The sequence below is a fragment of the Sphingobium sp. BYY-5 genome, assembly GCF_022758885.1.
Lineage (GTDB): Bacteria > Pseudomonadota > Alphaproteobacteria > Sphingomonadales > Sphingomonadaceae > Sphingobium.
In genome coordinates this window covers 1,171,461-1,194,722 of the sequence record NZ_JALEBH010000001.1, presented here as the reverse complement: position 1 = coordinate 1,194,722, position 23,262 = coordinate 1,171,461, and the positions used below count along the sequence as shown (strand labels likewise).

General features: G+C 62.0%; 15 protein-coding genes and 1 tRNA gene. 8 read left to right on the top strand and 8 right to left on the bottom strand.

All coding sequences use genetic code 11. The annotated features are described in order from the left end of the window. The first annotated feature begins 30 nt into the window (after window positions 1-30). Together MOK15_RS05625 and MOK15_RS21990 are read left to right on the top strand one after the other, a co-directional pair. On the top strand, window positions 31-447 hold the full coding sequence (locus MOK15_RS05625) for a hypothetical protein (RefSeq protein ID WP_242930698.1): 417 nt from the start codon (window positions 31-33) through the stop codon (window positions 445-447). Beyond that, the gene (locus MOK15_RS21990; RefSeq protein WP_347567177.1) at window positions 428-886 is read left to right on the top strand and encodes a MarR family transcriptional regulator; all 459 of its coding nucleotides are present in this window, start codon (window positions 428-430) and stop codon (window positions 884-886) included. Before MOK15_RS05625 ends, MOK15_RS21990 begins: the two co-directional genes overlap by 20 nt. A gap of 266 nt (window positions 887-1,152) precedes the next feature. Here MOK15_RS21990 and MOK15_RS05615 read toward each other — a convergent pair. Next, window positions 1,153-1,229: transfer RNA gene (locus tag MOK15_RS05615), tRNA-Met, on the bottom strand. A gap of 285 nt (window positions 1,230-1,514) precedes the next feature. Here MOK15_RS05615 and MOK15_RS05610 point away from each other — a divergent pair. The 4 genes from MOK15_RS05610 (at window position 1,515) to MOK15_RS05595 (ending at window position 5,700) form a co-directional block, all read left to right on the top strand. Then, window positions 1,515-2,924, top strand: coding sequence for a circularly permuted type 2 ATP-grasp protein (locus MOK15_RS05610; protein ID WP_242930697.1), 1,410 nt, complete (start codon window positions 1,515-1,517; stop codon window positions 2,922-2,924). A 133-nt stretch (window positions 2,925-3,057) separates the two neighbouring features. Continuing rightward, window positions 3,058-3,990, top strand: a complete 933-nt coding sequence (locus tag MOK15_RS05605) for an alpha-E domain-containing protein (RefSeq protein WP_242930696.1) — start codon at window positions 3,058-3,060, stop codon at window positions 3,988-3,990. 21 nt (window positions 3,991-4,011) lie between these two features. Next, complete coding sequence (locus tag MOK15_RS05600) at window positions 4,012-4,878, top strand: transglutaminase family protein (protein WP_242930695.1); 867 nt, start codon at window positions 4,012-4,014, stop codon at window positions 4,876-4,878. Between the two features lie 84 nt (window positions 4,879-4,962). Next, on the top strand, window positions 4,963-5,700 hold the full coding sequence (locus tag MOK15_RS05595) for a peptidase (protein WP_242930694.1): 738 nt from the start codon (window positions 4,963-4,965) through the stop codon (window positions 5,698-5,700). Window positions 5,701-5,723: 23 nt separating this feature from the next. On the opposite strand, the gene MOK15_RS05590 is transcribed toward MOK15_RS05595, so the two are convergent. The 3 genes from MOK15_RS05590 to MOK15_RS05580 form a co-directional block, all read right to left on the bottom strand. Then, on the bottom strand, window positions 5,724-6,431 hold the full coding sequence (locus MOK15_RS05590) for a GNAT family N-acetyltransferase (protein WP_242930693.1): 708 nt from the start codon (window positions 6,429-6,431) through the stop codon (window positions 5,724-5,726). Between the two features lie 156 nt (window positions 6,432-6,587). Continuing rightward, window positions 6,588-9,812 (bottom strand): glycoside hydrolase family 2 TIM barrel-domain containing protein, encoded by a 3,225-nt coding sequence (locus MOK15_RS05585; RefSeq protein WP_242930692.1) that lies wholly within the window; start codon window positions 9,810-9,812, stop codon window positions 6,588-6,590. A gap of 93 nt (window positions 9,813-9,905) precedes the next feature. Next, window positions 9,906-12,647, bottom strand: coding sequence for a TonB-dependent receptor (locus tag MOK15_RS05580; RefSeq protein WP_242930691.1), 2,742 nt, complete (start codon window positions 12,645-12,647; stop codon window positions 9,906-9,908). 176 nt (window positions 12,648-12,823) lie between these two features. On the opposite strand from MOK15_RS05580, the gene MOK15_RS05575 reads away from it, so the two are divergent. Both MOK15_RS05575 and MOK15_RS05570 read left to right on the top strand, forming a co-directional pair. Then, on the top strand, window positions 12,824-13,531 hold the full coding sequence (locus MOK15_RS05575) for a FadR/GntR family transcriptional regulator (RefSeq protein ID WP_242932643.1): 708 nt from the start codon (window positions 12,824-12,826) through the stop codon (window positions 13,529-13,531). A 67-nt stretch (window positions 13,532-13,598) separates the two neighbouring features. Beyond that, complete coding sequence (locus tag MOK15_RS05570; RefSeq protein WP_242930690.1) at window positions 13,599-15,146, top strand: glycoside hydrolase; 1,548 nt, start codon at window positions 13,599-13,601, stop codon at window positions 15,144-15,146. 24 nt (window positions 15,147-15,170) lie between these two features. Here MOK15_RS05570 and MOK15_RS05565 read toward each other — a convergent pair whose 3' ends face one another. The 4 genes from MOK15_RS05565 to MOK15_RS05550 form a co-directional block, all read right to left on the bottom strand. Beyond that, on the bottom strand, window positions 15,171-16,664 hold the full coding sequence (locus tag MOK15_RS05565; RefSeq protein ID WP_242930689.1) for a carboxylesterase family protein: 1,494 nt from the start codon (window positions 16,662-16,664) through the stop codon (window positions 15,171-15,173). A gap of 3 nt (window positions 16,665-16,667) precedes the next feature. Continuing rightward, the gene (locus MOK15_RS05560; protein WP_242930688.1) at window positions 16,668-18,827 is read right to left on the bottom strand and encodes a glycoside hydrolase family 3 C-terminal domain-containing protein; all 2,160 of its coding nucleotides are present in this window, start codon (window positions 18,825-18,827) and stop codon (window positions 16,668-16,670) included. Between the two features lie 66 nt (window positions 18,828-18,893). After that, a complete protein-coding gene (locus MOK15_RS05555; RefSeq protein ID WP_242930687.1) occupies window positions 18,894-20,879 on the bottom strand; it encodes a glycoside hydrolase family 3 N-terminal domain-containing protein in 1,986 nt (661 codons plus the stop codon). Between the two features lie 25 nt (window positions 20,880-20,904). Next, window positions 20,905-23,127 (bottom strand): TonB-dependent receptor, encoded by a 2,223-nt coding sequence (locus MOK15_RS05550; protein WP_242930686.1) that lies wholly within the window; start codon window positions 23,125-23,127, stop codon window positions 20,905-20,907. Between the last annotated feature and the right edge of the window lie 135 nt (window positions 23,128-23,262).

The window sequence follows — 23,262 nt, the reverse complement described above, 5'->3', positions numbered from 1 at the left end:
TTATATCGCAGGGCGTGCTGATGCGAGCGCATGCAAATCGTGATGTTCAGCTTTCTTCTATTGCTCGTGATGAGTTGTGCCTATGCGCTCATCGCCGGTGGACGCGACGCGCGAATTGCATGTGCGATGCTCGTTTCAGCATCTCTGCTCACGCCCATGGTGACACTGTTCTCCCATGCGCGGTGGCCATTGTTTCTCGTTGACTCATCTCTCCTCGTTGGCCTGACGATGCTGGCCATGAGGTCCAGATATTTCTGGCCGATGTGGGTTGCCGGGATGCATGGTGTTACTGTCGCCGGCCATATCGCTTCGACATTGACGCCCAATCTTCCTTGGAACGTCTACCATGCGATAATCGCTTTCTGGTCGATCCCGGTACAGCTCACGATGGCACTTGGCATCTTTCTAGATAGCAGGGGTACCAATCATGCTGATGCACACAATTGAAGATCCTTGGGCGCGAGTAAGCAATGTCTTGGCTATTCTCAATGATGAAGTGGATCGTCTCCGTCATCATTCGGCTTCGATACCTGTCTTTAGCCCGTTGACGGATGATCGCCTCATATCTGTGGCTAAGCAATATCTCGAAATACGACGTCAAAGATGCGAGGAAGTGCCGGATCTGTTCCAAGATCCTGCTTGGGATATCCTCATTGATCTCTTCTTGTCCAATCTGAACGGAAAAAGAGTATCGGTAAGCAGCGCTTGCATTGCATCCTGTGCGCCGCCGACCACCGCGTTGAGATATATTGGTCATCTCCAAGAGAGAGGGTTCATTGATAGCTCCTGCGACAAACAAGACGGACGGCTCCGGATTTTGAACTTAACCCCAATGGGCCAGGATTTGGTCGCACGCTTTATGGTCCGGCTTGCGCGCATGATGTAAGGCGTCGAGGCATCGCATCGATTTGCTTTGTCATGACGTTAGCACCTAAAAGCGGCGAACCGAAATAGTCAGTTTTCAAGGCGAACAGATTATTTCCACACACCGTGGCCCACGCTTGAGCGCCACCAACTAGCAGAGACCGGTTGCGTCCTGTTCTGGTCCGAATCATCCCATCGCGGCTCAATCAAAACGTGGGAACAAATGTGGCATTTTCTTGCGAGGGTCTGGGGTTTATCGTGCAAATACAACACGATAAACCCCTTGACTGGTAGCGGAGGAGGGACTTGAACCCCCGACACGCGGATTATGATTCCGCTGCTCTAACCAGCTGAGCTACTCCGCCCCAAAAGGACCTCGCGGGGCGGTTCGCCCTGCGGTGAGGCGGCGCTATACGCAGGCAATGCGGGTCGGTCAACGGGGCTGGGCGATCAATATCGAAAAAAATGGCCTCATTTGCGCAGGGTTCAATCTCGTGCAGCATAAACGAAGCGGGACGGCTTTTCCGCTATGGTGGTGAATGGTGCGGCAACCTTTTTCGCGCTTGCCATTTTTGCCTTGCAATCGCCACGGCGCGGCGCACTAATATTGCAATGCACAACCGGCCGCTGGCCGAGGGAGGATCGACCACTTGCCCTTCCATGAAATGTTTGAGCCTGAGGGTTCGATACGCCCCTGTTACGACGAAGTGCAGAAGTGGGTGGAGCGAACGGGCATTGCCGGGCTTAACCGTCGCATGGACGAAGCGGAGGCGATCTTTCGTCGGATCGGCATCACCTTCGCCGTCTATGGCGAGGGCGGCGACCCGGAGCGGCTGATCCCCTTCGACTTGCTGCCGCGCATCTTCACCGCGCAGGAATGGCGCATCCTTGACAAGGGTATCCGGCAGCGCGCGCGCGCGCTCAATGCCTTCCTCCACGATGTCTATCATCGGGGCGAGATTGTGAAAGCGGGCGTCATGCCCGCCGACATCATCTACCAGAACAGCGCCTATCTGGCGGAAATGGCCGACTTCACTCCACCGGGGAAGGTCTACAGCCATATTGTCGGCATCGACATCGTGCGCACCGGGCCGGGCAGTTTCGAGGTGCTGGAGGATAATTGCCGCACCCCGTCGGGCGTGTCCTACATGCTCGAAAATCGTGAGATCATGACGCGCATGTTCCCGGAACTGTTCGCGCAGGGGGTGGTGGCCCCGGTTGATGATTATCCCGCCGAATTGCTGAAAAGCCTGAAGGAAGTCGCGCCCCCGGCGTGCAAAGGCGATCCCGTGGTGGTGGTGCTCACCCCCGGATCGCTCAACAGCGCTTATTATGAGCACAGCTTCCTCGCCGACCTGATGGGCGTGGAACTGGTGGAGCCGGCCGACCTGTTCGTCGACAATGACCGGGTGTGGATGAAGACCACGCTGGGACCGAAAGCCGTCGATGTCATCTATCGCCGTATCGACGACGAATATATCGATCCATTGGTCTTCCGCCCCGACAGCCTGCTGGGCGTGCCGGGCATCTTCAACGTCTATCGGAGCGGCGGCGTGACGCTGGCATCGGCGCCCGGATCGGGCATCGCCGACGACAAGGCGGTCTATATCTATGTGCCGGAGATGATCCGCTTCTACCTGGGTGAGAAGCCGATCCTCGACAATATCCAGACCTGGCAATGCGGCAAGCCGGACGAACTGGCCTATGTGCTGGAAAATCTGCATGAGTTGGTCGCGAAGGAAGTCCATGGATCGGGCGGCTACGGCATGTTGATCGGTCCCAAGTCGACCAAGGACGAGATCGCCGCCTATGCCGAACGGATCAAGGCCAATCCGGGCGAGTTCATTGCCCAGCCGACGCTGGACCTGTCGACCGTGCCGACGCTCGGCCCGGCGGCGGTGGTCGGCCGTCATGCCGACTTCCGCCCCTATTGCCTGGTCGGCAAGCAGATACGCCTCGTCCCCGGCGGCCTGACCCGCGTCGCGCTGACGGAAGGGTCGCTGGTGGTCAACTCCAGCCAGGGCGGCGGGGTGAAGGATACCTGGGTGTTGCAGGACTGATGCGCGTGCCCTCTCACCCTTTTCATCGTCATTCCCGCGCAGGCGGGAATCCATCTCCTGCCATTGCACCAAGCGGAAGGGGTGGGAGATGGATCCCCGCCTCCGCGGGGATGACGGATATTGAGGCAATGCCATGCTGAGCCGGACCGCCGAAAATCTCTTCTGGATGGCGCGCTATATGGAGCGGGCGGAGGCCACCGCGCGGCTGCTGACCATGGGGCAGCGCATGGCGATCCTGCCGGGCGCGCATCATCGCGACGAATGGCGCTCCGTTGTTCGCGCGACCGGGGCGGGGCATCAATTCCCTGAAGGCACGATCGTCACGGAAAGCGACGCCATCGCCTATCTGATGCTGGACCTGGACAATCCCAGCTCGATCCGCTCCTGCCTGCTCAAGGCCCGCGCCAACGCCAAGTCGGCGCGCACCATGTTGACCCAGGACATGTGGGAAGCACTGAACGAAGGCTGGCGCAAGCTCGACAGCTATGATGTGAGCGAGGCGCGGCAGCAGCTTCCCGCCCTGATCGATTGGGTGAAGACCCGTGTCATGACCTTCCGCGGCGCGGCCCATTCGGGTCAGCTCCGCAATGAGGGGCATGATTTTCTACGTACCGGATCGGCGCTGGAGCGCGCGCAGATGACCCTGCGTCTGCTCGACGTCAAATACTATGTGCTGCTGCCCGAAACCGAGGTGATCGGCGGCAATCGCGATCATTATCAATGGACGTCGGTGCTGTACGCGCTGTCGGGCGCGCGCGCCTATCATCATGTCTATGGCGGCACCTACACGCCCTGGCAGATCACCGATTTCCTGATGCTCAACCGCCTTTTTCCGCGCAGCGTCGCCTATTGCTATGACCAACTCGCCTACCGTCTCAATCGTCTGGGTGGCTGGCATGACGCGCGTGGCGACTGCCATGACACGGTGCAGGATCTGGTCGTTGGCCTTGAAAGCCAGGACAGCGGCGAAATCTTTCGGCGCGGCTTGCATGAAACGGTGCAGAACGGGTTGTTGATGACCAACCGACTGGGCGCCGAAATCGCCCAGACCTATCATTTCGGCTGAGGAGGGAAGGGGAGGCCGTCGATGAAGCTGCTCGTCCGTCACCAGACCATTTATCGCTATGCCGCTTCGGCCGGGCGGGTGGCGATGCGCCTGAAGCTGATGCCGGTCGATACGCCGGCGCAGAGGGTGCTGGAATGGCAGGTGAGCGTCAATGATGAGCCGCTGACCAGCTTCCGCCCCAATAGCTACGGTGAACGGGAGGCGATCTGGATACGCCACGACCAGCTCGACAATGCGACGATCGTGGCCGAAGGACTGGTCGAGACGCGCGAGAGTCATGGCGTGGTCGGCCATCTGCAGAGCCGGGTCGACCCCCGCTATTTCCTGCGCGATACCCGGCTGACTCGCGGGTCGGAGGGAATCGCCGCCCTGGCGCGCGATTTGCCGGAGGGAGATGGTCCACTCGCCACGCTCCATGCCCTGTCCGCGGCTGTCAGTGACGCCGTCCAGTATCGCGCCGGCGTCACCACGTCCGATACCACCGCCGCCGAAGCCTTCGCACTGGGGGCCGGTGTCTGCCAGGACCATGCGCAGGTCTTCATCGCCGCCGCGCGCGCGCTGCGCGTCCCCGCGCGCTATGTTTCGGGCTATCTGCTCGCGGGCGAGAGGGATGCGTTGCACGAAACCCATGGCTGGGCCGAAGCCTTTGTCCCCGAACTGGGCTGGATCGGCTTCGATCCGTCCAATCGCGTTTGCGTGACTGAACGCTATCTCCGTGTGGCCAGCGGGCTGGATGCCAATGACGCCGCACCGATCCGTGGTTCGGTGACGGTGGCGGGCGATATCTGGATTGACGCCGACGTCCGGATCGCGCAGGCGGAGGACGGAGTTGAGGAACGGCAGTTGCAGAAGCAGCAACAGCAAAGCATCCCGCCGCCCGACTCCTAGGGTTGAAACAAGCGATCGCAAGTCGGATGGAATATCCGGCGATTCGTCGATCGCGACAAACAGATTGCAGGAGGCCGGGAGGCCATGACCTATTGTGTGGCGGTGCGCGTGGACCAGGGACTGGTCATGCTGTCGGACACCCGCACTAATGCGGGCATGGATAATATCGCGCGCTTCCGGAAGAGCTTCACTTACCATGTCCCCGGTGAGCGGGCGATCACGCTGATGTGTTCGGGCAACCTGTCCATCACCCAGGGGGTGAAGGCGGTGCTGAGCAAGGCGATCAAGGAAGCCCAACTCAACCCCGACATCGAAACGATCCTCAACTGCGACACCATGCATCGCGTGGCCCAGATTGTCGGCGATGCGATGCGCGCGATGCAGACCCGCTACCGCGACAGTATCGAGATGGGCGGCTCCGGTTCCAGTGCCTCGATCATGATCGCGGGCCAGCGCAAGGGCGGCAAACCACGCCTTTACCTGATCTATTCCGCCGGCAATTTCATCGAAGCGACCGAGGACACGCCTTTCTTTCAAATCGGCGAGCATAAATATGGCAAGCCGATCCTCGACCGCATCATCCAGCGCGAAACCAGCCTGGAGGATGCGACCAAGGCGGTGCTGGTGTCGATGGATTCGACGTTGCGTTCCAACCTCTCGGTGGGGATGCCGCTCGACCTGACGGTCATCCCGACCGACAGTTTCGACTTTCGCGTCCGCACCCGGATTGAGGCGGATAATGAGGAGTTCGCCATGATTTCCCAAAGCTGGAGCGTGGCGTTGCGCAAAGGGTTTGAGGATTTGCCCAACGTCCTGGATTGATCCGTTCGGATCAGCGGTCGTACTCAGGCTGCGGTGATAACGGCCATCGGCAGTTCGGCGCGAACCTCGAACCCCAGCGTTCGATAGAGGCCAATCGTCTTCTCATGTGCGGCATAGGCATGGAGGAAGGGTGTTTCTCCGCGATCCACCATCGTCTGCATCACGATCCGCATCAATGCGCCGGCAAGGCCCCGGCCGCGCCAGTCGGGATGGGTGCATACGCCGCTCACCTCGGTAAAGCCCGGCAGGCGCATCCGCTCCCCCGCCATGGCGACCAGCTTGTTGTCCTTATATATACCGATGAAGCGCCCCAGCCGGTGGGTGAGGAAGCGGTATGGGCCGGGCTTGGTCAGCAGCGCCAGCTCCAGCATATCCTGCGCGTCATCCTCGTCCAGCACCCTCCAATCGGGCGCTGCGCCTTTCGCGGAGGAGACGGTGGGCGCGACCATCTGCGCCAGCAGGGCGGTGCGGGCGACATGCATGGCGGGCGGCGGAGCGAGGGTTGCATCGCGTCCGACAACCCATAGCTCCCCGTCTGGAGGGATCAGCGGCTGGAGCGCTGCCAGACCGTCTCGCCGACCGTCCGCGACGGCAGCGAAGGGGCCGTGGCGTGGATCGAGGCGCATGGCATGGTCATCGCCCTGTGCCAGCGCGGACCAGCCCGAACGCAGGCTATGCCAGACAGGATGGTCGAGCGGATGAATATTGGGCCTCCAGTCAGATCCCGCCATCGCGTCGTGGGAGCATGGCGTTGGAGGAAGCGATTACCGACGAACATAGGGGCGTCAAGTGCCGATACGGCCACCCCACGGCCCTTCGGCATGTCACCAACCGGCTCGACCGGGGAGGGGAGAAGGGCGCGCTCCAGAATGCGCGCGCCCTTTCCTTTATTCAGCTTCGGTCGCGCGGGCCGGCAGGGCCTTGTCCACCATGGTTCCTTCACCCGCAAAGGGCGCCAGGCGGACTTCGATCCGGGTCGGCACTGCCTTGGTCCGATAGGGTTCCATGGGTTTGCCGAACTCGCTCCATTGCGTGTCGCCGCCCACGCCCCATTGCGCGGAGTCCACGAGCAGGGTGCCGTTGCCATGCGGCTTGATATCGCTCGATTTCCAGGTGCCGGGCGTGTGCCGGTCGAGGTCTTCATAGGGGAAGGCGAGCGCGTTCATCATCAGCGGCTGGTTGCCCTGCACGCGCAGCCCGCGCCCGGCCCCCGACAATTCCATCCAGCGCACGTCCACCTTGTTCCCGGTTTCCTGCGGGCGGATATAGTCATGATCCTGCTCGGCCAGCTTGCCGCGCCACAGGCCGATCGGCGCCGATGTCTTGCGATCGACATAGCTTTCATGCGGGCCGCGCCCATACCATTCCACAATGTCCAGGTCGGAGGGCAGGGCGAACGCCAGCCCCACGCGGAAGGGCGGCGGCAGGTCCGTCTTCACCGGCGTCAGATCGCCCGATACCGTAACCGACCCGTCACCGGCCATGCGATAGGTGGAATGGAAGGTCGCCGCGCCGTCGCCCAGTGCGAAGTCGACAGCGACTTCCTGCGCGCCGTCGACCAGCCTGCGCAGCTTGACCGACGTCACGGTGCGCGTCTCGCTCATCCCCTTCCAGACCGCCAGTTGCTTGTCGGTGCCGATGCCGATGTCATTGTCTGTGACGGCGCGCCAGAAATGGGGGGCGCCGCCTTCGGCCAGCGGCTTGCCATCCTTGACATAGGAGCGGATGAGGCCGCTCGCCCGGTCGACATCCAGCGACGCACCGGCTGCGGACAGGCGGATGAGGCCGCCCTTGTCCGTTGCCAGGACAGTTCCGGTTGCGTCCGGGGCGAGCGGCGGCGTGGCGCTGTTCATCGCGAACTGTTCCCAGCCGATGACCTGCCCGGCGGGAACGGCCGGGATCAGGTCGGCCTTGGCATGGGCGCGCACCGTCACGAAATATTCGGCGTCGGGCCGCCGCTGATAACTGGACAGCGGCAGCGTCAGGCTGCCCGATCCATGTGCGGCGACATTGGGTGCGGCCAGCGATCCGTTCGCCACCGTCACCCCATTTTCCTGCAATTCCCAATCGAAGGTGAAGCCCGACAGGTCGATGAAATCATGGCGATTACGCACCGTCAGTCGGCCGGTCGCCGGGTCGAATCCCTCAAACTGGACCGGCGCATAGACCTTGCGCAATTCATAGAGCGCGGGGTTGGGTGTCCGGTCGGACTGAAGCAGGCCGTCGCCAAACTCGATCTCACCGCCCGGATTGGGGCCATATTCGCTGCCGTCGCCCCAATAGCGCTTTCCATCCTTGGTGTAACGATACATGGACTGGTCGACCCAGTCCCAGACGAAGCCGCCCTGCAGCTTGTTCGGATGGGCGTAGATGGTGTCCCAATATTCCTTCAGATTGCCGCCCGAATTGCCCATCATGTGGGAATATTCGCATTGGATCATGGGCTGCTTGAAATTCCAGTTGGTCGCATAGTCGACCAGCTTTTCGACCGGATCATACATGGGGGCGTAGATGTCGGCGTACCAGTTGGGGCGATGGTCGCTGATCCCGTCCCAGGTGCCCCAGCCCAGATAGCTGATAAGACGGTTGGGATCGCGGGCTTTGGCCGCTGCGGCGGCAGCCTCGAAATTGGGACCGATGCCCGCTTCATTGCCCAGCGACCAGAAGATGATCGAGGGGTGGTTCTTGTCGCGCTCGACCATGTTGGTGACGCGGCTGATATGTGCGTCCTTCCATGCCGGATCGAACCCGATCTGATATTCCGCGCGGTGTTCGGGATGCTTGTTGGCATAGTCCATATAGCCGTGGCTCTCGATATTCGCCTCGTCCATGACATAGAGGCCATAGCGGTCGGCAAGTTCGTAGAGACGCGGATCATTGGGATAGTGGGAGGTGCGGAGCGCGTTGATATTGGCGCGCTTCATCAACTGGATGTCATGCTCCATCGTTTCCAGCGACACGACATGGAAGGTTTCGGGATCATGTTCGTGGCGGTTGACGCCCCGGATCGTGATCGGCTTGCCGTTCACGGTGACAAGGCCGTCCTTCATCGCGACGGTGCGGAAACCGATCCGGGAATAGGTCGACTGGATGATCCGCCCCTGCGCGTCATATAGCTCGACCAGCAGCATGTAGAGATTGGGCGTTTCGGCGCTCCACGGCCTGACGCCCGGCAGTCGCCCGCCCAGCGTCACCGTCCGTTCCGCCTGGCCCGCCGCCACATTCTGACGCCCTTCCAGCAGGGTGCGATCACCGTCCATCAGCACATAGCGCGCGCTGGTCGCTGCGCCGGGCGTGACGGCGACATCGACCGCCAGCGTGCCGGTGGTGAAGCTGTCATCCAGTCCGGCATGGACGAAGAAGTCGCGGATGCGCGTCTTGGGCGCGGCCATCAGGAAGACTTCGCGTTCGATGCCCGATACGCGCCAGAAATCCTGATCCTCCAGATAGGAGCCGTCCGACCAACGGAAAATCTGGATCGCGATGCTGTTGCGCCCCGGCTTTACATAGGGCGTCACGTCGAATTCGGAGGGCAGCTTGCTGTCTTCCGAATAGCCGACCTTCTGCCCGTTCACCCAGACATAATAGGCCGATCCCGCCGCGCCGATGTGCAGGATGACATCCTGCCCGGTCCAGCCCGCAGGCACATCGATGTCGCGGCGATAGGAGCCGACCGGATTGGTCGCGTGGGGGATGAGCGGCCGGTTCGCCGGAAAGGGATAGGTAATGTTGTTGTAGCGCGCCTGGTCGAACCCTTCGGCCTGCCAGTCGGCGGGCACCTTGATATTCTTCCAGCCGGACACGTCGAAATCGGGCTTCTCAAACCCGGTCGGCAGATTGTCGGCATTGGGGGAGAGGGCGAACTTCCATGTCCCGTCCAGCGACAGGAAGCGGGACGATTGGGTGCGATGGCCGGCCAGTGCGCGATCCCGGCTTTCAAACGGGAAACCGGTCGCGCGGGCGGGCAGCTTGCCGATAGCGTTGACGGCCGGATTCTCCCAGTCGGGGCGGGCGGGATCGACCTGCACCGGCTGCACCTGCGGCGCATTCTGCGCGTTGGCCGCGACGGACAGGGCCATGCCGCTGACGGCGAGAAGAAATCGAACGGGCATATGCACTCCGGCCTGAAGCATAAAATCTGGTCGCCAGCACAGGGTCCGGCAAAAATGGCCGGCGCGGGTGCAGCCGCGCCGGCAGGGGAGAGATTAATAGGTCGCGCGGATCGAGAAACCGAACCGCCGGTCGTTCAGCGTATATTGCAGCGGCTGGCTGGGGGTGTCGATATAGGTGACGTTCATCCGGTTGGTGAGGTTCACCGCATCGACCGAGACGGCGATATGCGAGTTGAGGTTGAAGCTGATCGATGAGTCCAGCGACGCATAGGGCTTCTGGAACTGCGGTAGGCCGTTGGCGCCGCTACCATAGGTGGTGTCGAGATATTTGCCGCGCCAGCTCCAGGCCAGACGTGCGGTGATCGGACCCTTTTCGTACAGGCCGACCAGATTATAGCTGTGTTTGGAGAGTTTTTCGAGTGGCACTATCGTCGGAATATCGCTGCCCGTCGTGGCGAAGGGATTGGTGACGCTGCTGTCCACATAGGTGTAGTTGGCCTGCACGCCAAAGCCGCTCAGCAAACCGGGAAGGAAGTCGAAGAACTGCTGATAGGCTGCCTCGATACCCTTGATCTTGCCGTTGCCGCTGTTGACCGTGGTGCCGATGTCATAGGCAACGCCACCATAAGTCCGCACCACCGTGCCGCCGGCCAGGAAGCCGTTCACATCCTTGTAGAAAGCGCCCAGCGTAACCGACCCCGCCGGAGCAAAATACCATTCGATGGTCGCATCATAGTTGGTCGAACTGATGGGCCGCAGATAGGGGTTGCCCGAACTGCCGCCTGGGCGTCCGGTGATCGGATTGACAGGCGTTATCGGGTTGAGCGTGACGTTGGTCGACATGACGTCGAAATTCGGCCGCGCGAAGGATTTGGAGAAGGCGAAGCGGAGTTGCAGGTCGTCGGTGAGATGGACGCGCAGGTTGAAGCTGGGAAGCGCCCGCGTATAGGTCCGCTGAACGCTGATCGGTTCAAGCGTGCCATCATCGTTGAAGATGGTTCCGCGTGATCCCGACTGTGTCCGTACCACGCGAACACCCGCATTGCCGTCAACTTCAAGGCCCAGCACCGATCCCTTGTAATCGGCCGCGATATAGCCAGCCCAGCTCTTTTCGGTCTGGTGGTTGAGGTTGTCCGGGGTGAACACGGTCTTCGGCGTGGCGCCGAACAGCGCCTCGGTCTTGGTGATGCTGTCCCACAGATTTTTGCCGCTGGAGAAAGCGGGGTAGAGGATGCCGCCCGGCACCGTATTGCCATCGAAGAAATTCTTTGACGGACCCGTCATGACCAGTTCCGGATGCGCGCTGACCGGGACGAAAGCGGTGCCCGAAGCTGACTGGCAACTCGGATTGGGACCGGTGGGCAGCAGGCAGAAGGCGTTCCACGTGCCGCGCAGGTCGATCGTGCTGTCGGCATAGCGCACTCCGCCGCGCAGCTTCTGGAGGAAGCCGCCATCAACATCATATTCCAGGTCGGACTGGAAGGCGATCTGGCGCGCATCGTTCCGTTGCAGCGCGTCGGCCATGTAGGTGAACGCATAGTTGTTCGGATCGGTCAGCAGGCCCGGATTGCGGACGTTCCATGTCGGGCGCGAGCCGCGCAGGTCGAAATCGACGATGCTTTGGTTCTTGGCGGTATAGGGGGTCTGCCCGGTCTGATCGTAGAGCGAGATGACGAAGCCATTGCGATCGGCGTCGTAACGCGACTTCAGATATTGTGCGTCAAACTTCGCGTGCAGCCGGTCGGACACATCCCATTTCGCATTCAGCGTATAATTGCCGGTATCGTTGGTCAGGTCCTGATCGTAGCGGGCGGATTCGAACACCATGTTCGCCAGCGATCCCGATGTCGCATAACCCGACTTGTCGAAGGTGAAGTTGCCGCCATCCAGAGGTGTCGTCGTAGGATTGCCGTTATTGTTGTAATAATAATATTTGCCTTGGCGGAAGAATTTGTAACGAGAGAACAGGCCTTGTGCCGTGATGAGCAGGTTTGGCGCCGCTTGCCATTGCACTGCGCCGGCAATGCCCACACGCCGCCGATCGCCGCCATCATCATAGACCTGGACGCCATAGGGAACCTGCGCATTTGCCGGTGCGCCGGGAATCGTTGTCCCGGTGGGAATATCGCCGTAAGCGCCGATAATCACCGCGTCCTGCCGATACTGGCTCTTGGCATAGCTGACGTTGAAGAGGATGCCGATTTCGCCGATGCCGGTATCGAACCGGTTGCTGTAAAGGCCCGACACCGACCCGCCGAACTTGTCCGCCCTGTCGTAATAATTGCCCTTCACCGTCGCGCTGATGAGCTGTCCGGGCGCGTCGAAGGGGAGGCGGGTGCGGATGTTGACGACACCGGCGACATCGCCCTCGATCGTGTTGGCGGGCGGGTTCTTGAAGACATCGATGCCCGCCAGCAGTTCGGGCGGAATGGCCTCGAGGTCGAGGAAACGGCCGCCCGATGCGGAGATGGCGGCGCGGCCGTCGATGAAATTGCTCACCTGAGTCAGGCCGCGGACGGTGATGGCCGGCTGGGTGCGATGGTCGAAGTCGGTGGCGCCTTCGCCATAGCGGCGCTGGATCTGGACGCCGGTGATGCGCTGCAACGCCTCGACCGTGTTCGCGTCGGGCAGCTTGCCGATATCCTGCGCCTGGACCGAATCGACGATCTGGTTGGAATTGCGCTTGAGTGCCTGCGCCGAACGAAGGCTTTCCCGCACCCCAGTGACGACGATGTCGTCGCTATTGGAATCGCTGCTTTGCGCCGATGCCGGGATGGCGGTGGCTACGCCGATGGCGAGCAGCGAAGCGTGGATCAGGGTGTGATAGCGGGCCATTGTCAGTTTCCTCCCAGGGGCTTGTGTTCCGGCAGCGTTCGATCTCGTTCGACGCTCGCCTTATTGTCTGACTTATATGTTGGTCAAAATTGTCCGACAAGTATCAAATTGCGCGAGAACCAAAAATAGGACAAAACGTTCCGGCGCTGGCGATCATGGCCGGGTGGGAGGATATATTGTCAGATAAGATAAGGCGCGAGCCTGCCCATCGGGAGATAGCGCGAGAGTTGGGCGTGGCCATCGTTACGGGGCAATATCAACCCGGCGCCGGCCTGCTTGGCGAGCATGAACTGGCGGCCGAACGCGGCGTTTCGCGCAGCGTGGTGCGCGAAGCCTTGAGAATGCTAGCGGCCAAGGGGCTGTTGGAAAGCAAGCCGAAGGCGGGGACGCGCGTGCGTGAACGCGCCGACTGGAATATGCTGGATCCGGACCTGCTGGCCTGGATGTTCCGTGGTGAACCTGCGCTGCAATTTGTCCGGGATCTGTTCCAACTCCGGCTGATTATCGAACCCGCGGCGGCGGAGCTTGCGGCCACCCACCGCGATGGCACGCATGTCTCCCGCATGGGTTTTGCCCTGGAGCAGATGCAGGAGCATGGGCTTTCGACGGAACAGGGGCGGGCCGCTGACCAGTTGTTCCACAAGATCATTCTCGAAGCCGCCGGGAACGAATTGCTCGTCAGTCTCGCGGGCAGCATTGGCGCGGCTGTGCATTGGACGACCTTTTTCAAGCATCGCCAGGCGCGGCCTCTTCGCGATTCGATCCCATTACACCGTGTTCTTTTCGCCGCGATCGCAGATTCCGATCCCGCAGCGGCACGCGATGCGACAGTCACTCTGATTAAGCAGGCGCAAGACGACACGATCATGTTGCTACAGCCCTGATCCGGGTTTTCAACGGCACTCCGATGAGGATCGCAGCTAAATTGTACGAGAAATAGGAGCGTTGCAGATGATCGCGGACAGGCCCCGGCGGGGCGTAGGGCATTATGCGAAACATCTTTTCGGGGCAGCCACCATCTTGTCGCTGGCGTCGGCCGGAATTGCCAGGGCAGCGCCGGGCGATGGCGGCGCGGCGCCGACCGCTGAGGTCGCAAGAGACATTCGCCTGAGCCTGGATCGCCCGGCGCCGCCGTTCGAGGGTTGGGGAACGGCGCTTGCCTGGTTCGCCCATGTGACGGGCGGATATCCTGATGCGGTGAAGGACCGGCTGGCCGATCTTTTCTACGGAAAGGATGGGTTGGGTTGGACGATCGCCCGCTACAATATTGGGGGTGGAAATGCAGCGGCCACGCCGCCCTATCTACGCACCGGCGCCGCGATACCGGGGTTCTGGCGGCAGCCTGCGGGCGCGCAGGGGACTGGTTGGTGGCGTGACGATGATCCGGCGCTGTGGGATTTTTCCGCCGACACCAATCAGCGCTGGTGGCTGGACGCGATTTCCCGGCGGGTCGAGCAGCCGATCTTCGAGGCCTTCTCCAACTCTCCCCCCTGGTTCATGACGGTCAGCGGCCGCGTATCGGGCGCGGAAAAGGGCACGGACGATAATCTTCTGCCGGGGCAGGAGGAGGCGTTCGCCACCTATCTCGCGCATGTCGTCGATGAACTGCAACGCCGTCACAAGATCAGGTTCCGGACACTCTCCCCGTTCAACGAGCCGAATACGGATTACTGGTTCGCCGCCAATACGCAGGAGGGCGCGCATTGGAGCCCCGCGCGCCAGGTCAGGATGGTCGATGCCATGCATGACGCCCTGCGCAAGCGCGGATTGACGACGGAGATCGCTGCGCCCGACGAAACCAATTCCCACCTTTTCCTGGAAGACTGGGCGGCCTATCCCGCGCAAACGCGGACCAAGGTGGGTCAGCTCAATGTACACAGCTATGGCACGGTCCATCAGACCGGGGTGCGCGACGCCGCGAAGGCAGCCGGCATTCGACTGTGGATGAGCGAAAATGACACGCCCCTGTCCAAAGACCCTGAAGATTTCGAAGGTATGCCGTCCGCGCTCGCCTTTGCGGAGCATGTGGTTCAGGATCTCAAAAATCTGGAACCTCAGGCATGGGTGTTCTGGCAGGCCGTCGAGACCCTTAGCCGGAAGAGTGGGGGCGACGGGTCGAACTGGGGGCTGGTGAAGATGGATCTGACGGCGCCCGTCGATGCCGCCCATCCCATTCATATCACGCAGAAATATTGGGCCATGCGGCAGTTCAGCCGCTATATCCGCCCGGGTTACAAGCTGATCCCGACGGATGACCCCGATACGGTTGCGGCGCTTTCGCCCAACAACGACGCCATTGTCCTTGTCCATGTCAACGGTGGCATTGTGCGCCGACGCCTTGCGATCGCACCCACAGGCTTTCGGCCATGCTCGTCCGTGCTGACGGACGCCACGCACAAGGCCGAAAAGATCGCATCGCCGGGTGCAGGCGTCATCCTCGTTCCGCCCCGCTCGATCCTGACGGTCGAACTGTCACGGGTCGGCGCCTGTCCTCAATAGGCTCCGTAGACTGAACCGGCCAGCTTATTGGCCGGTGGCGCGCTTTTCCGTGAAATCCAGCCGTTCGCTGAGCGGGTCCGTCACCTGCCTTGCACCGTTCGCGTCGATGATCTGGACCGTCCTGTCGTCCGTCGTCGCCTGCCGCCATTCGGGCAGGCCGGCGCCGTTGGGGGAACCGGTGCGCGCGAAATTGACCCAATAGCGATGAGTCAGGGTTGCCACCGGCTTTTCCGCCGCGATCGGCGCAGGCTCGTGCCGTTGTTCCACCGTGTCGAACACATAGGGAATCTCGCTTGCATGGGGCGCGCCGCCCATCGCTTCCGCCACTGACGGCACCGCATAGGCGAAACGGTACAGCCACACCGGCTGCGACGCGGCGAGCAGGCGCGCGGCGGCGCGGGCCGGCTCTATCATCATGCGATCGGCGCTGGTCGCTGTGGCGATTAACAGCCCGCTGGCCTTGCTGTCCGGGTCGTAGAGCGCACGGGCTGCGTCAGCCTTGTCGCCATAGGCGGCCCAGATCTTGTCCTTGTCCGTCACGAAGGGGAAGCCATCGGCCGAATTGGCGCCGATCATGATGGGCACATGCGCATAATGGCCAGCCGCGATGACGTTCACCGGCCCGCCCAATATGGTCTTGCCGTCCGTCATAGGTCCGCCGTAACCCGGTTGCGCCATGGTCATGAGGCTGAGGTCGCCGGTGATCTTTTCCGCCGGCAGGGCACGCAACTGCGCCGCCGTCAGTCCCGGCGCGAAGGTCGCACCGATCTGCGCGCCTTGGGCGATGCTCGGCATGGGCAGGGCGCGCTCGCGTCCTCCGCCCGATTCGATGATCGCACGGGCGAAGAGACCGCGCGCCATCGGCGTTTGCAGCAGCATATGCATCGACATGCCACCCGCGCTTTCGCCGAAGATGGTGACATTGGCCGGATCGCCGCCGAAGGCCGCAATATTGCGCTGGACCCATTTCAGCGCCGCGATCTGATCCAGGAAACCGAAATTGCCGCCATAGCCCTCCGCCTCCAACGCGGGATGCGCGAAGAAGCCGAAGCGTCCGAGCCGGTAGTTCAGACTGACCAGGATGACGCCGTCGCGCGCGAAATTCTCGCCCGAATAGACGGCGGGCGAAGAGCCGCCATTCACGAAGCCACCGCCATGGACCCAGAGCATCACTGGCAGTTTCGCGCCGCTCTTTGCCGTCGCGGGCCGCCAGACGTTGAGGTAGAGGCAATCCTCCGACGTCTTCGTGCGGATGGGCGCCGCGTCGGGCGGGAAGGGCGCCTGCGAACAGTCGCTGGCATAGTCGGCGGCGTCGCGCTCACCGGTCCAGTGCACGACCGGTTGGGGCGCGCGCCAGCGGTTGTCGCCCACGGGCGGCGCGGCATAGGGGATGCCCTTGAACGCCGATACGGTGCCGGATGTCGTGCCCCTGACCGCACCGGATTCGGTGCGGACGACCTGTGCCGAAACGGGCGCGGCCGAGGCAGCCAAGATGGCGATGAGGGGCAGGCTGCGCATCGATCAGTCCTTCCAGCTTTTGGCGGGGAGCTTGACGACGGACGCGGCATCCAACGTTTCCGCATCTTTGCCGAGGGCAAAGCCATAGCTGCCGCCCGCGATCGACCAGCCGCCATCCTTCCAGTCGGCGAGCAGACGGTTGTCGACCGTCAGGGTTACGGCGCGGCTTTCGCCCGGTTTCAGGACCAGCTTCTGGAAACCGACCAACCGTTGCAGCTTCGCTCCGTTGCGCGACACGAGATAGACCTGCGGCACGTCGGCGCCTTCGCGATCCCCGTCATTGCGGACGGTAAAGTTCAGCTTCACCGTCGCGCCGGGCGTCACCCGCAAGGCGGAGTGGCCGAACCGCGTGTAGCTGAGGCCGAAGCCGAAGGGGAATAGCGGCTTGTCACCCGATTTGGCGTAGGCGCGATAGCCGATGTCCGCGCCCTCATCATAGCGAACCTCGATGGGCGTCTTGTCGGGCAGGCCAAGGCCGGGCAGGTCCTTGCGCGGATATTGGTCCAGCGATCGGGGGAAGGATACCGGCAGGCGGCCGGACGGGTTGACCTTTCCGGTCAGGACATCAGCGATGGCGGTGCCGCCTTCCTGCCCCGGATACCAGGCCTCTACCACGGCGGCGGCCTTGTCCAGCCAGGGCATGTCGACCGGATTGCCGGTTTCCAGCACGACTACCGTGCGGGGGTTGGCGGCGGCCACCTGCGCAATCAGATCATCCTGCCCCTGGGGCAGGGACAGCGAACCGGCGTCCAGGGTCTCGGTCTGCCATTTGGTGCCGAAGATGATGACCATGTCGGCCTTCGCCGCCTGGGCTGCCGCGATTTCCGGGGTATAGTCGCTGACATATTCGATATTGGCGTTGGGTAGTGCCGTGCGCAGCGCTTTCAGCGGCGAACTGGGCATATAGAGCTGGCGATTGAACAGAGCCATAAGGCCTTCCCCGCCATTTTCGATGATCCGGGGCGTGCCGTTCGATGGCGTGACCTGGCTCGAACCAGCGCCCGACAGGACGCCGAAATCCGCATTGCCCCCCACGATCAGGATGTTGCGGGCCGTCGCGGCCAGCGGAAGCACACCGTCATTCTTGAGCAGGACGATGCCACCCCGCGCGGCGTCCAGCGCGACGGCGGCATGGGCGGGATAATCGATGGGCTTGGGTTGATAGGGGCCAGTGATGCCCACGGCGTAAAAGCTGCGCAGCATCCGCCGCACCGCATCGGACACCCGCGCCCTGGGCACGGCGCCCGAAGCGACCAGATCCCTCAGCGGCTTTCCAAACCATATCTGCTGGTCAAGCTGGCTGCCCTCCTGCTGGTCCAGCCCCGCCATGAAATAGGACGCGTCGTTGACCGCGCCCCAATCCGACATCACCCAGCCCTTGTAACGCCAGTCGCGTTTCAGCACGGTGTTGAGCAGATGGTCGTTGCCGCAGGATTTTGCGCCATTGACCAGATTATAGGCGCACATGACCGAACCGGGCTGGCCGACCTCTATGCCGATCTGAAAACCCAGCAGTTCGCTTTCGCGCAGGGGGCTTTCGGCGATGATGGAATTGGCGGTAAAGCGCAGTGTTTCCTGCGCGTTCATCGCAAAATGCTTGATGGTGGAAACTACGCCCTGCGACTGGGTGCCGCGAATGGCATGGCCGACCAGCGTGCCAGCCAGCAACGGGTCTTCGCCCAGATATTCGAAATTGCGGCCGTTGCGGGGGTCTCGCGACAGGTTCATGCCGCCGCCCAGCAGGATGTTGAAACCCTTGGCGCGCGCTTCTGCACCGACCGTCGTGCCAACCCGTTCCGCCATGGCCGGATCGAAGGAGGAGGCGAGCGACTGGCCCGATGGCATGGCGGTGGCGACGTCGCCCTTGCGAAGCTGGCCGGGATTGGTGACGCCAAGGCTGGCGTCGGTGGCGAGCTGTGGCGCTATCCCAAGACGATCGATGCCGGGCACATAGCCCGCCGTAACCGGGACGCCCGCCGGGACCGTGACGGGCGATCCGGGGAAGGGAATGGGCATGATGCCGCTCAGCAGGCTGAAGCGTTCGTCATCCGTCATCTGCGCTTCGACACGGGCGGCCTTGGCGTCGGGGTCTTCCTGCTTCGTTTGCGCCAGCAGGGGCTGGGTCGCGAGGATCGTGGAAAGCGCGAATAGAGCCAGACGCATGGATGATGTCCTTTGAGATGGTGAACCGCCACCCCGAAAAGGGCGGCGGGTGGGGAGAGGCAGGGTTTAGTCGTTTCCTTCCACCAAACCCGCACCGACCAGATAAAGCGGATTGCCGCTATCATCCGGCAGTGCCGGATTTTGCTTTTCCACCGCCGCCATGGAACGGGGCAGTTCGAAGGGCAAACGGCCCCGCGCCTTCTGACGGCCGTTCAGCACCGCCAGCAGCGCGTCATCGCTGACGCCGAAATTGACGAGAATGGCGTCGGCGAGCGGCGCGATCTGCGTCATGACCGCAGGGCGATCGGTGAAGGCGGCCAGGACCACGCGCGTCTTGCCCTTGAGGCTGGCGACCAGATCATAGTCCGGCGTACCGGGGCGATAGTCCAGTCGCCCTTCATTCTGACGCGATCCAAAGAAATAATTGGGATGAGGGCGTTCAAACGGCGTGGAGACTCGCACGAGTGCGAAATCGGCCTGTTCCGGGCTGTCCACCACCTGCAATCCCGCCGCTTGTGCTTTGGCGGCGTCGATGCCGTGCAGCCAGACCCGCGTTCCAGCCTTAAGCGGCAGTGCGCGGCCCTCATTTTTCAGCAGCACCTGCGCCTGCGCCTGCGCGTCGAAGGCGATTGACTGCGTAGCGGCGCTATTCACAGCCCCTTCGGCTGCATTCGGATCGACGAAGGGATTTTCGAACAGGCCGAGCGCGAACTTGCTTTCCAATATGCGTTGCGTCGCTTCATCGATCCGTGCCTGGCTGACCAGGCCGCGGTGGACGGCGTCGACTACCATTTGGGTTTCGGAGACGCCGCCGAACTGGTCGATGCCCGCATTGATCCCCTTGGCATAACGGTCCAGCGGCGACAGATTTTCAACACCCCAGGGCATGGCGATGGCCGATGGTGGCTGCATCGTCTGCGGGTCCGAGCATTCCTTGGTGCAATCGCGGGTGATGGCCCAGTCGGACAGCACCAATCCACGAAAGCCATAGGTGCCGCGCAGCAGGTCGGTGAGCAGTTGGCGATTAAACCCCGCCCCTACCGGTTCCAGCGCTTTGCCCGCCACGTGCGGACCGCGCACGATGCTGTAGGTGGGCATGACACCCGCCACATTCACCTCAAAGGCGCCCTTGAACGGCTCGATATGCAGCGCCAGGGACTGGTCGTCGAGGTCGACGAAGCGGCCATAATGATTATGCCCGTCCCAACCCTGCGGCGTGGCGCCATAGCCAACCCAGTGCTTGACCACCGTAATCACGCCGTTGCCGGTCAGTCCATGATCGCTGCCCTGAAATCCTTCGACATAAGCCTTCACCAGCGCGCGGGTGAGGGCGGGGTCGGAACCGAAAGTGCCGGTCCCGCGCGGCCAGCGTGGTTCGGTGAACAGGTCCGCCTGCGGGGAAAGCGCCATCTGGATGCCGGTGGCGCGATATTCCTGTCGGGCGATGTCGGCAAAACGCTGCATCAGGGCGGGATCGCGCAGCGCGGCAAAGCCCAAAGTTTCAGGCCATTGGGAATAGCCGCTGCCTGCGCTGCTGGCGCCCAGCACATGCTGGAAATGATGGCGCGGATCGGTGCTGACGGTAACGGGAATGGCAAGCCGGGTCTTTTCGGCCAGATCCTGTACCTTGTTATTTTCCTCTGCCATGCGGCGCGGCGATACTTGCAGGCGGGTTATGAAGCTGGTGATCTTCCGGTCAGCAATCTCTTTGCCGACGGCTATATTATCATAGCCATTGTGTGAAAATCCGACGGGGCTGTCCACTGCCACCAGCGTCGAATGCATCATGGCGCCGGCCTTTTCTTCCAGCGTCATGCGCGACACCAGATCCTTTGCCCGCGCCTCCGGCGTCAGCCGCCAATCCTCATAGGGCGTAAGCCTGCCGTTTCGGTCGAGATCGCGGAAGCGCAAGCCGCCCACTTCGATGATGGGGACGGCGTGGCTGGAGAGGGTGGGGGCGGAGGCCGGCGCCTCCGCCCCGCCCCTGGCGGCCAGGAGAATGCCGAGCATTGCAACGCTCACTGACAGGGCGCGTTTCGACATGCGTGTCATCCGGATCCTCCTGGCGTTCATCATGTTAGAAGCGGAAACCGACGCGGGCGCCATAGGTGCGCGGATCGGCCACTTGAAGGCTGGACAGGCTGCCCACGCTGACTGTCGTAACCACGATGGAGTTTTCGATATTCTTGAGGAAGCCCTGCACATACCAGCGGTCGCCCGGTGCATTGTAGGACAGCAACAAGTCCGTCTTGGTATAGCTGGGCACGCGGAACTGGTTCACCGTGGCCAGTGCCGCCAATTCATAGCTGTCCGACAGGCGTGACCGCACACCCGCCTGGATATTGCCGCCATTGCCCAGTTCGAAGGTCTGGGTGTAACCGGCCGTCACCACGATCGAGGGCGAACGATCCAGCTTCTTGCCCGACCAGTCGATAGTCGGTTGCGGGAAGAATTCGTCATAGCGCGCATTGAGCCAGGAAACGGCGAAATCGAGGCGCGACGAACGGACTGGATTGATGACGCCTTCCAGTTCGATGCCGTCCACCTTCGCCGCACCGGCATTGGTGGTCACGTTGCAGGGGCCACCGCAGATATCCGACAACTGGCTGAGCTGAATGCTCTTATAGTCATAATGGAACGCGGACAGGTTCAGACGCACCGCATTGTCGGCAAATCGGGTTTTGATACCCATTTCATACGACGTCAGTGTTTCCGGGTTGTAATAGAGCGCTTCGGCCCGAAGGGTGCAATTGGCGCCGGTGCCGATTTCGCAACCATCGTTGAAGCCGCCCGCCTTGTAACCCGTGGCGACGACGCCGTAGAGCAGCGTCCGGGCATTCACGTCATAGTCGATGCCCGCACGCCAGGTGGTCTTGGAAAATTTGCGCTCGGCGACGTTGGGCGTCCTGATGTCGCCGGGCTGATCGCAGGCAATGCTGCCGCACCGTACGGTGAAGCCGACGCGGGATTTGTCATCCTTCGAATAGCGGACGCCGCCTGTCACCCGCAATGCGTCGGTCAGGCTGTAGGTCAATTGGCCAAAGCCCGCCCAGGATTTCGAAATGGTCGGGTCCTGCGGGAAGCCGAAGACATAGCCCACCGTACCTGGCGTCTGCGAAAGCAGGCCGAACAGATGATAGTCGATCCCCGACTTTTCCTTGAAATAATAGAGGCCTGCCTGCGCTTTCAGCGGGCCGTCGCTATTGGAGGACAGCCGCAATTCCTGGCTGTTCTGCCAGTAGTTTCCGTCGAAGCGTCCCGGCACCCCGCGTGATCCGTCGGCCAGGAGCGAGACGGTATCTTCATGCCGGTTGAACTTGCGGTAGGACCCCAGATAGCTGACCGTGACCGGACCCAGATCATAGTTGAAGTCCGCCATCACGCCCCAGGTGTCGTTGTCGCGTTCCAGCGGACCGGAGTAGGGAACGTTCAGGGACAGAAGGCTCTTCGCGCTCTTCCCATTGGCGCGATAGACCGGATCGACACCGGTGGCGATGGGGGTGGAGTAGAAGTTGGACAGGAGCAGGCCATTGGCCGTATTGCCCTTGATCGACGAATAATCGCCGCGGATGAGCAATTCGCCATCCCCCAGGTCGAACAATGCGGACAGGCGGCCGGACAGATTCTTCTTGAAGGGGCTGAGGTCGGTGCGCCAGTTGGAGCCTTCGCGCAGATAGCTGTCGCGCCGGTCATAGTTCACGGCGCCGCGCAGAGCTACCGAATCCCCCAGTGGCACGTTCAGGACGCCGGTGGCCTGCTGCGTGTTGTAATTGCCATAGGCGCCCTCCAGTGATCCGCTGAATTTGCCGAGCTGGGGCTTCTGGGTGATGATGTTGACGAGGCCGGCGGTGGTGTTGCGGCCGAAGAGCGTGCCCTGCGGACCGCGCAGCACTTCCACACGGGCCACGTCGAAGAAGCTGACCTCCTGCGCCTGCGAACGGGCGATATAGATGCCGTCCGTCATGAACGCTGCGGAAGGGTCGCCCTTTTCCGTGTTGTCGGTGCTCGTTACGCCGCGAATCGTGATCTGAAGCCCGTTGGACCGATCGATGGACAGGTTGGGAACCTGTTCGGCCAGGCTGGTCGGGTTGGTGATGCCCTGCGCCGTCAGCGTGTCGCCCGTAACCGCTGTCAGCGCGACGGGGGTTTTGGACGCGAGGGATTCGCTGCGCGTTGCCGTGACGATGATTTCGCCATCGGGAATGCCGCTTTGCGGCTGCTGCGCGAGGGCCGGGGATGTCGCCGCCATCGTGGCGACGAGGGCAAAAATGGACGAACGCAAGCCGTGATTATAGTTCACAACAGTCTCCTCTCCTGAAATTTTCTTATATGTGAACTTAGGCTATCGATTGCTGACAACGTTGACAACTGTTTTTTGTCAACGTTGACATTTTTCTCAGAAAGGCCAGAAATGCGGGAGCGACGGGAGCTAAAA

What these genes read in the sequence shown, in the direction of transcription:
- MOK15_RS05625 (WP_242930698.1), top strand. Translation starts at nt 31, where the DNA reads ATGCAAATCGTGATGTTCAGCTTTCTTCTATTGCTCGTGATGAGTTGT.
- MOK15_RS21990 (WP_347567177.1), top strand. Translation starts at nt 428, where the DNA reads ATGCTGATGCACACAATTGAAGATCCTTGGGCGCGAGTAAGCAATGTC.
- MOK15_RS05605 (WP_242930696.1), top strand. Translation starts at nt 3,058, where the DNA reads ATGCTGAGCCGGACCGCCGAAAATCTCTTCTGGATGGCGCGCTATATG.
- MOK15_RS05600 (WP_242930695.1), top strand. Translation starts at nt 4,012, where the DNA reads ATGAAGCTGCTCGTCCGTCACCAGACCATTTATCGCTATGCCGCTTCG.
- MOK15_RS05595 (WP_242930694.1), top strand. Translation starts at nt 4,963, where the DNA reads ATGACCTATTGTGTGGCGGTGCGCGTGGACCAGGGACTGGTCATGCTG.
- MOK15_RS05590 (WP_242930693.1), bottom strand. Translation starts at nt 6,431, where the DNA reads ATGGCGGGATCTGACTGGAGGCCCAATATTCATCCGCTCGACCATCCT.
- MOK15_RS05585 (WP_242930692.1), bottom strand. Translation starts at nt 9,812, where the DNA reads ATGCCCGTTCGATTTCTTCTCGCCGTCAGCGGCATGGCCCTGTCCGTC.
- MOK15_RS05580 (WP_242930691.1), bottom strand. Translation starts at nt 12,647, where the DNA reads ATGGCCCGCTATCACACCCTGATCCACGCTTCGCTGCTCGCCATCGGC.
- MOK15_RS05570 (WP_242930690.1), top strand. Translation starts at nt 13,599, where the DNA reads ATGATCGCGGACAGGCCCCGGCGGGGCGTAGGGCATTATGCGAAACAT.
- MOK15_RS05565 (WP_242930689.1), bottom strand. Translation starts at nt 16,664, where the DNA reads ATGCGCAGCCTGCCCCTCATCGCCATCTTGGCTGCCTCGGCCGCGCCC.
- MOK15_RS05560 (WP_242930688.1), bottom strand. Translation starts at nt 18,827, where the DNA reads ATGCGTCTGGCTCTATTCGCGCTTTCCACGATCCTCGCGACCCAGCCC.
- MOK15_RS05555 (WP_242930687.1), bottom strand. Translation starts at nt 20,879, where the DNA reads ATGACACGCATGTCGAAACGCGCCCTGTCAGTGAGCGTTGCAATGCTC.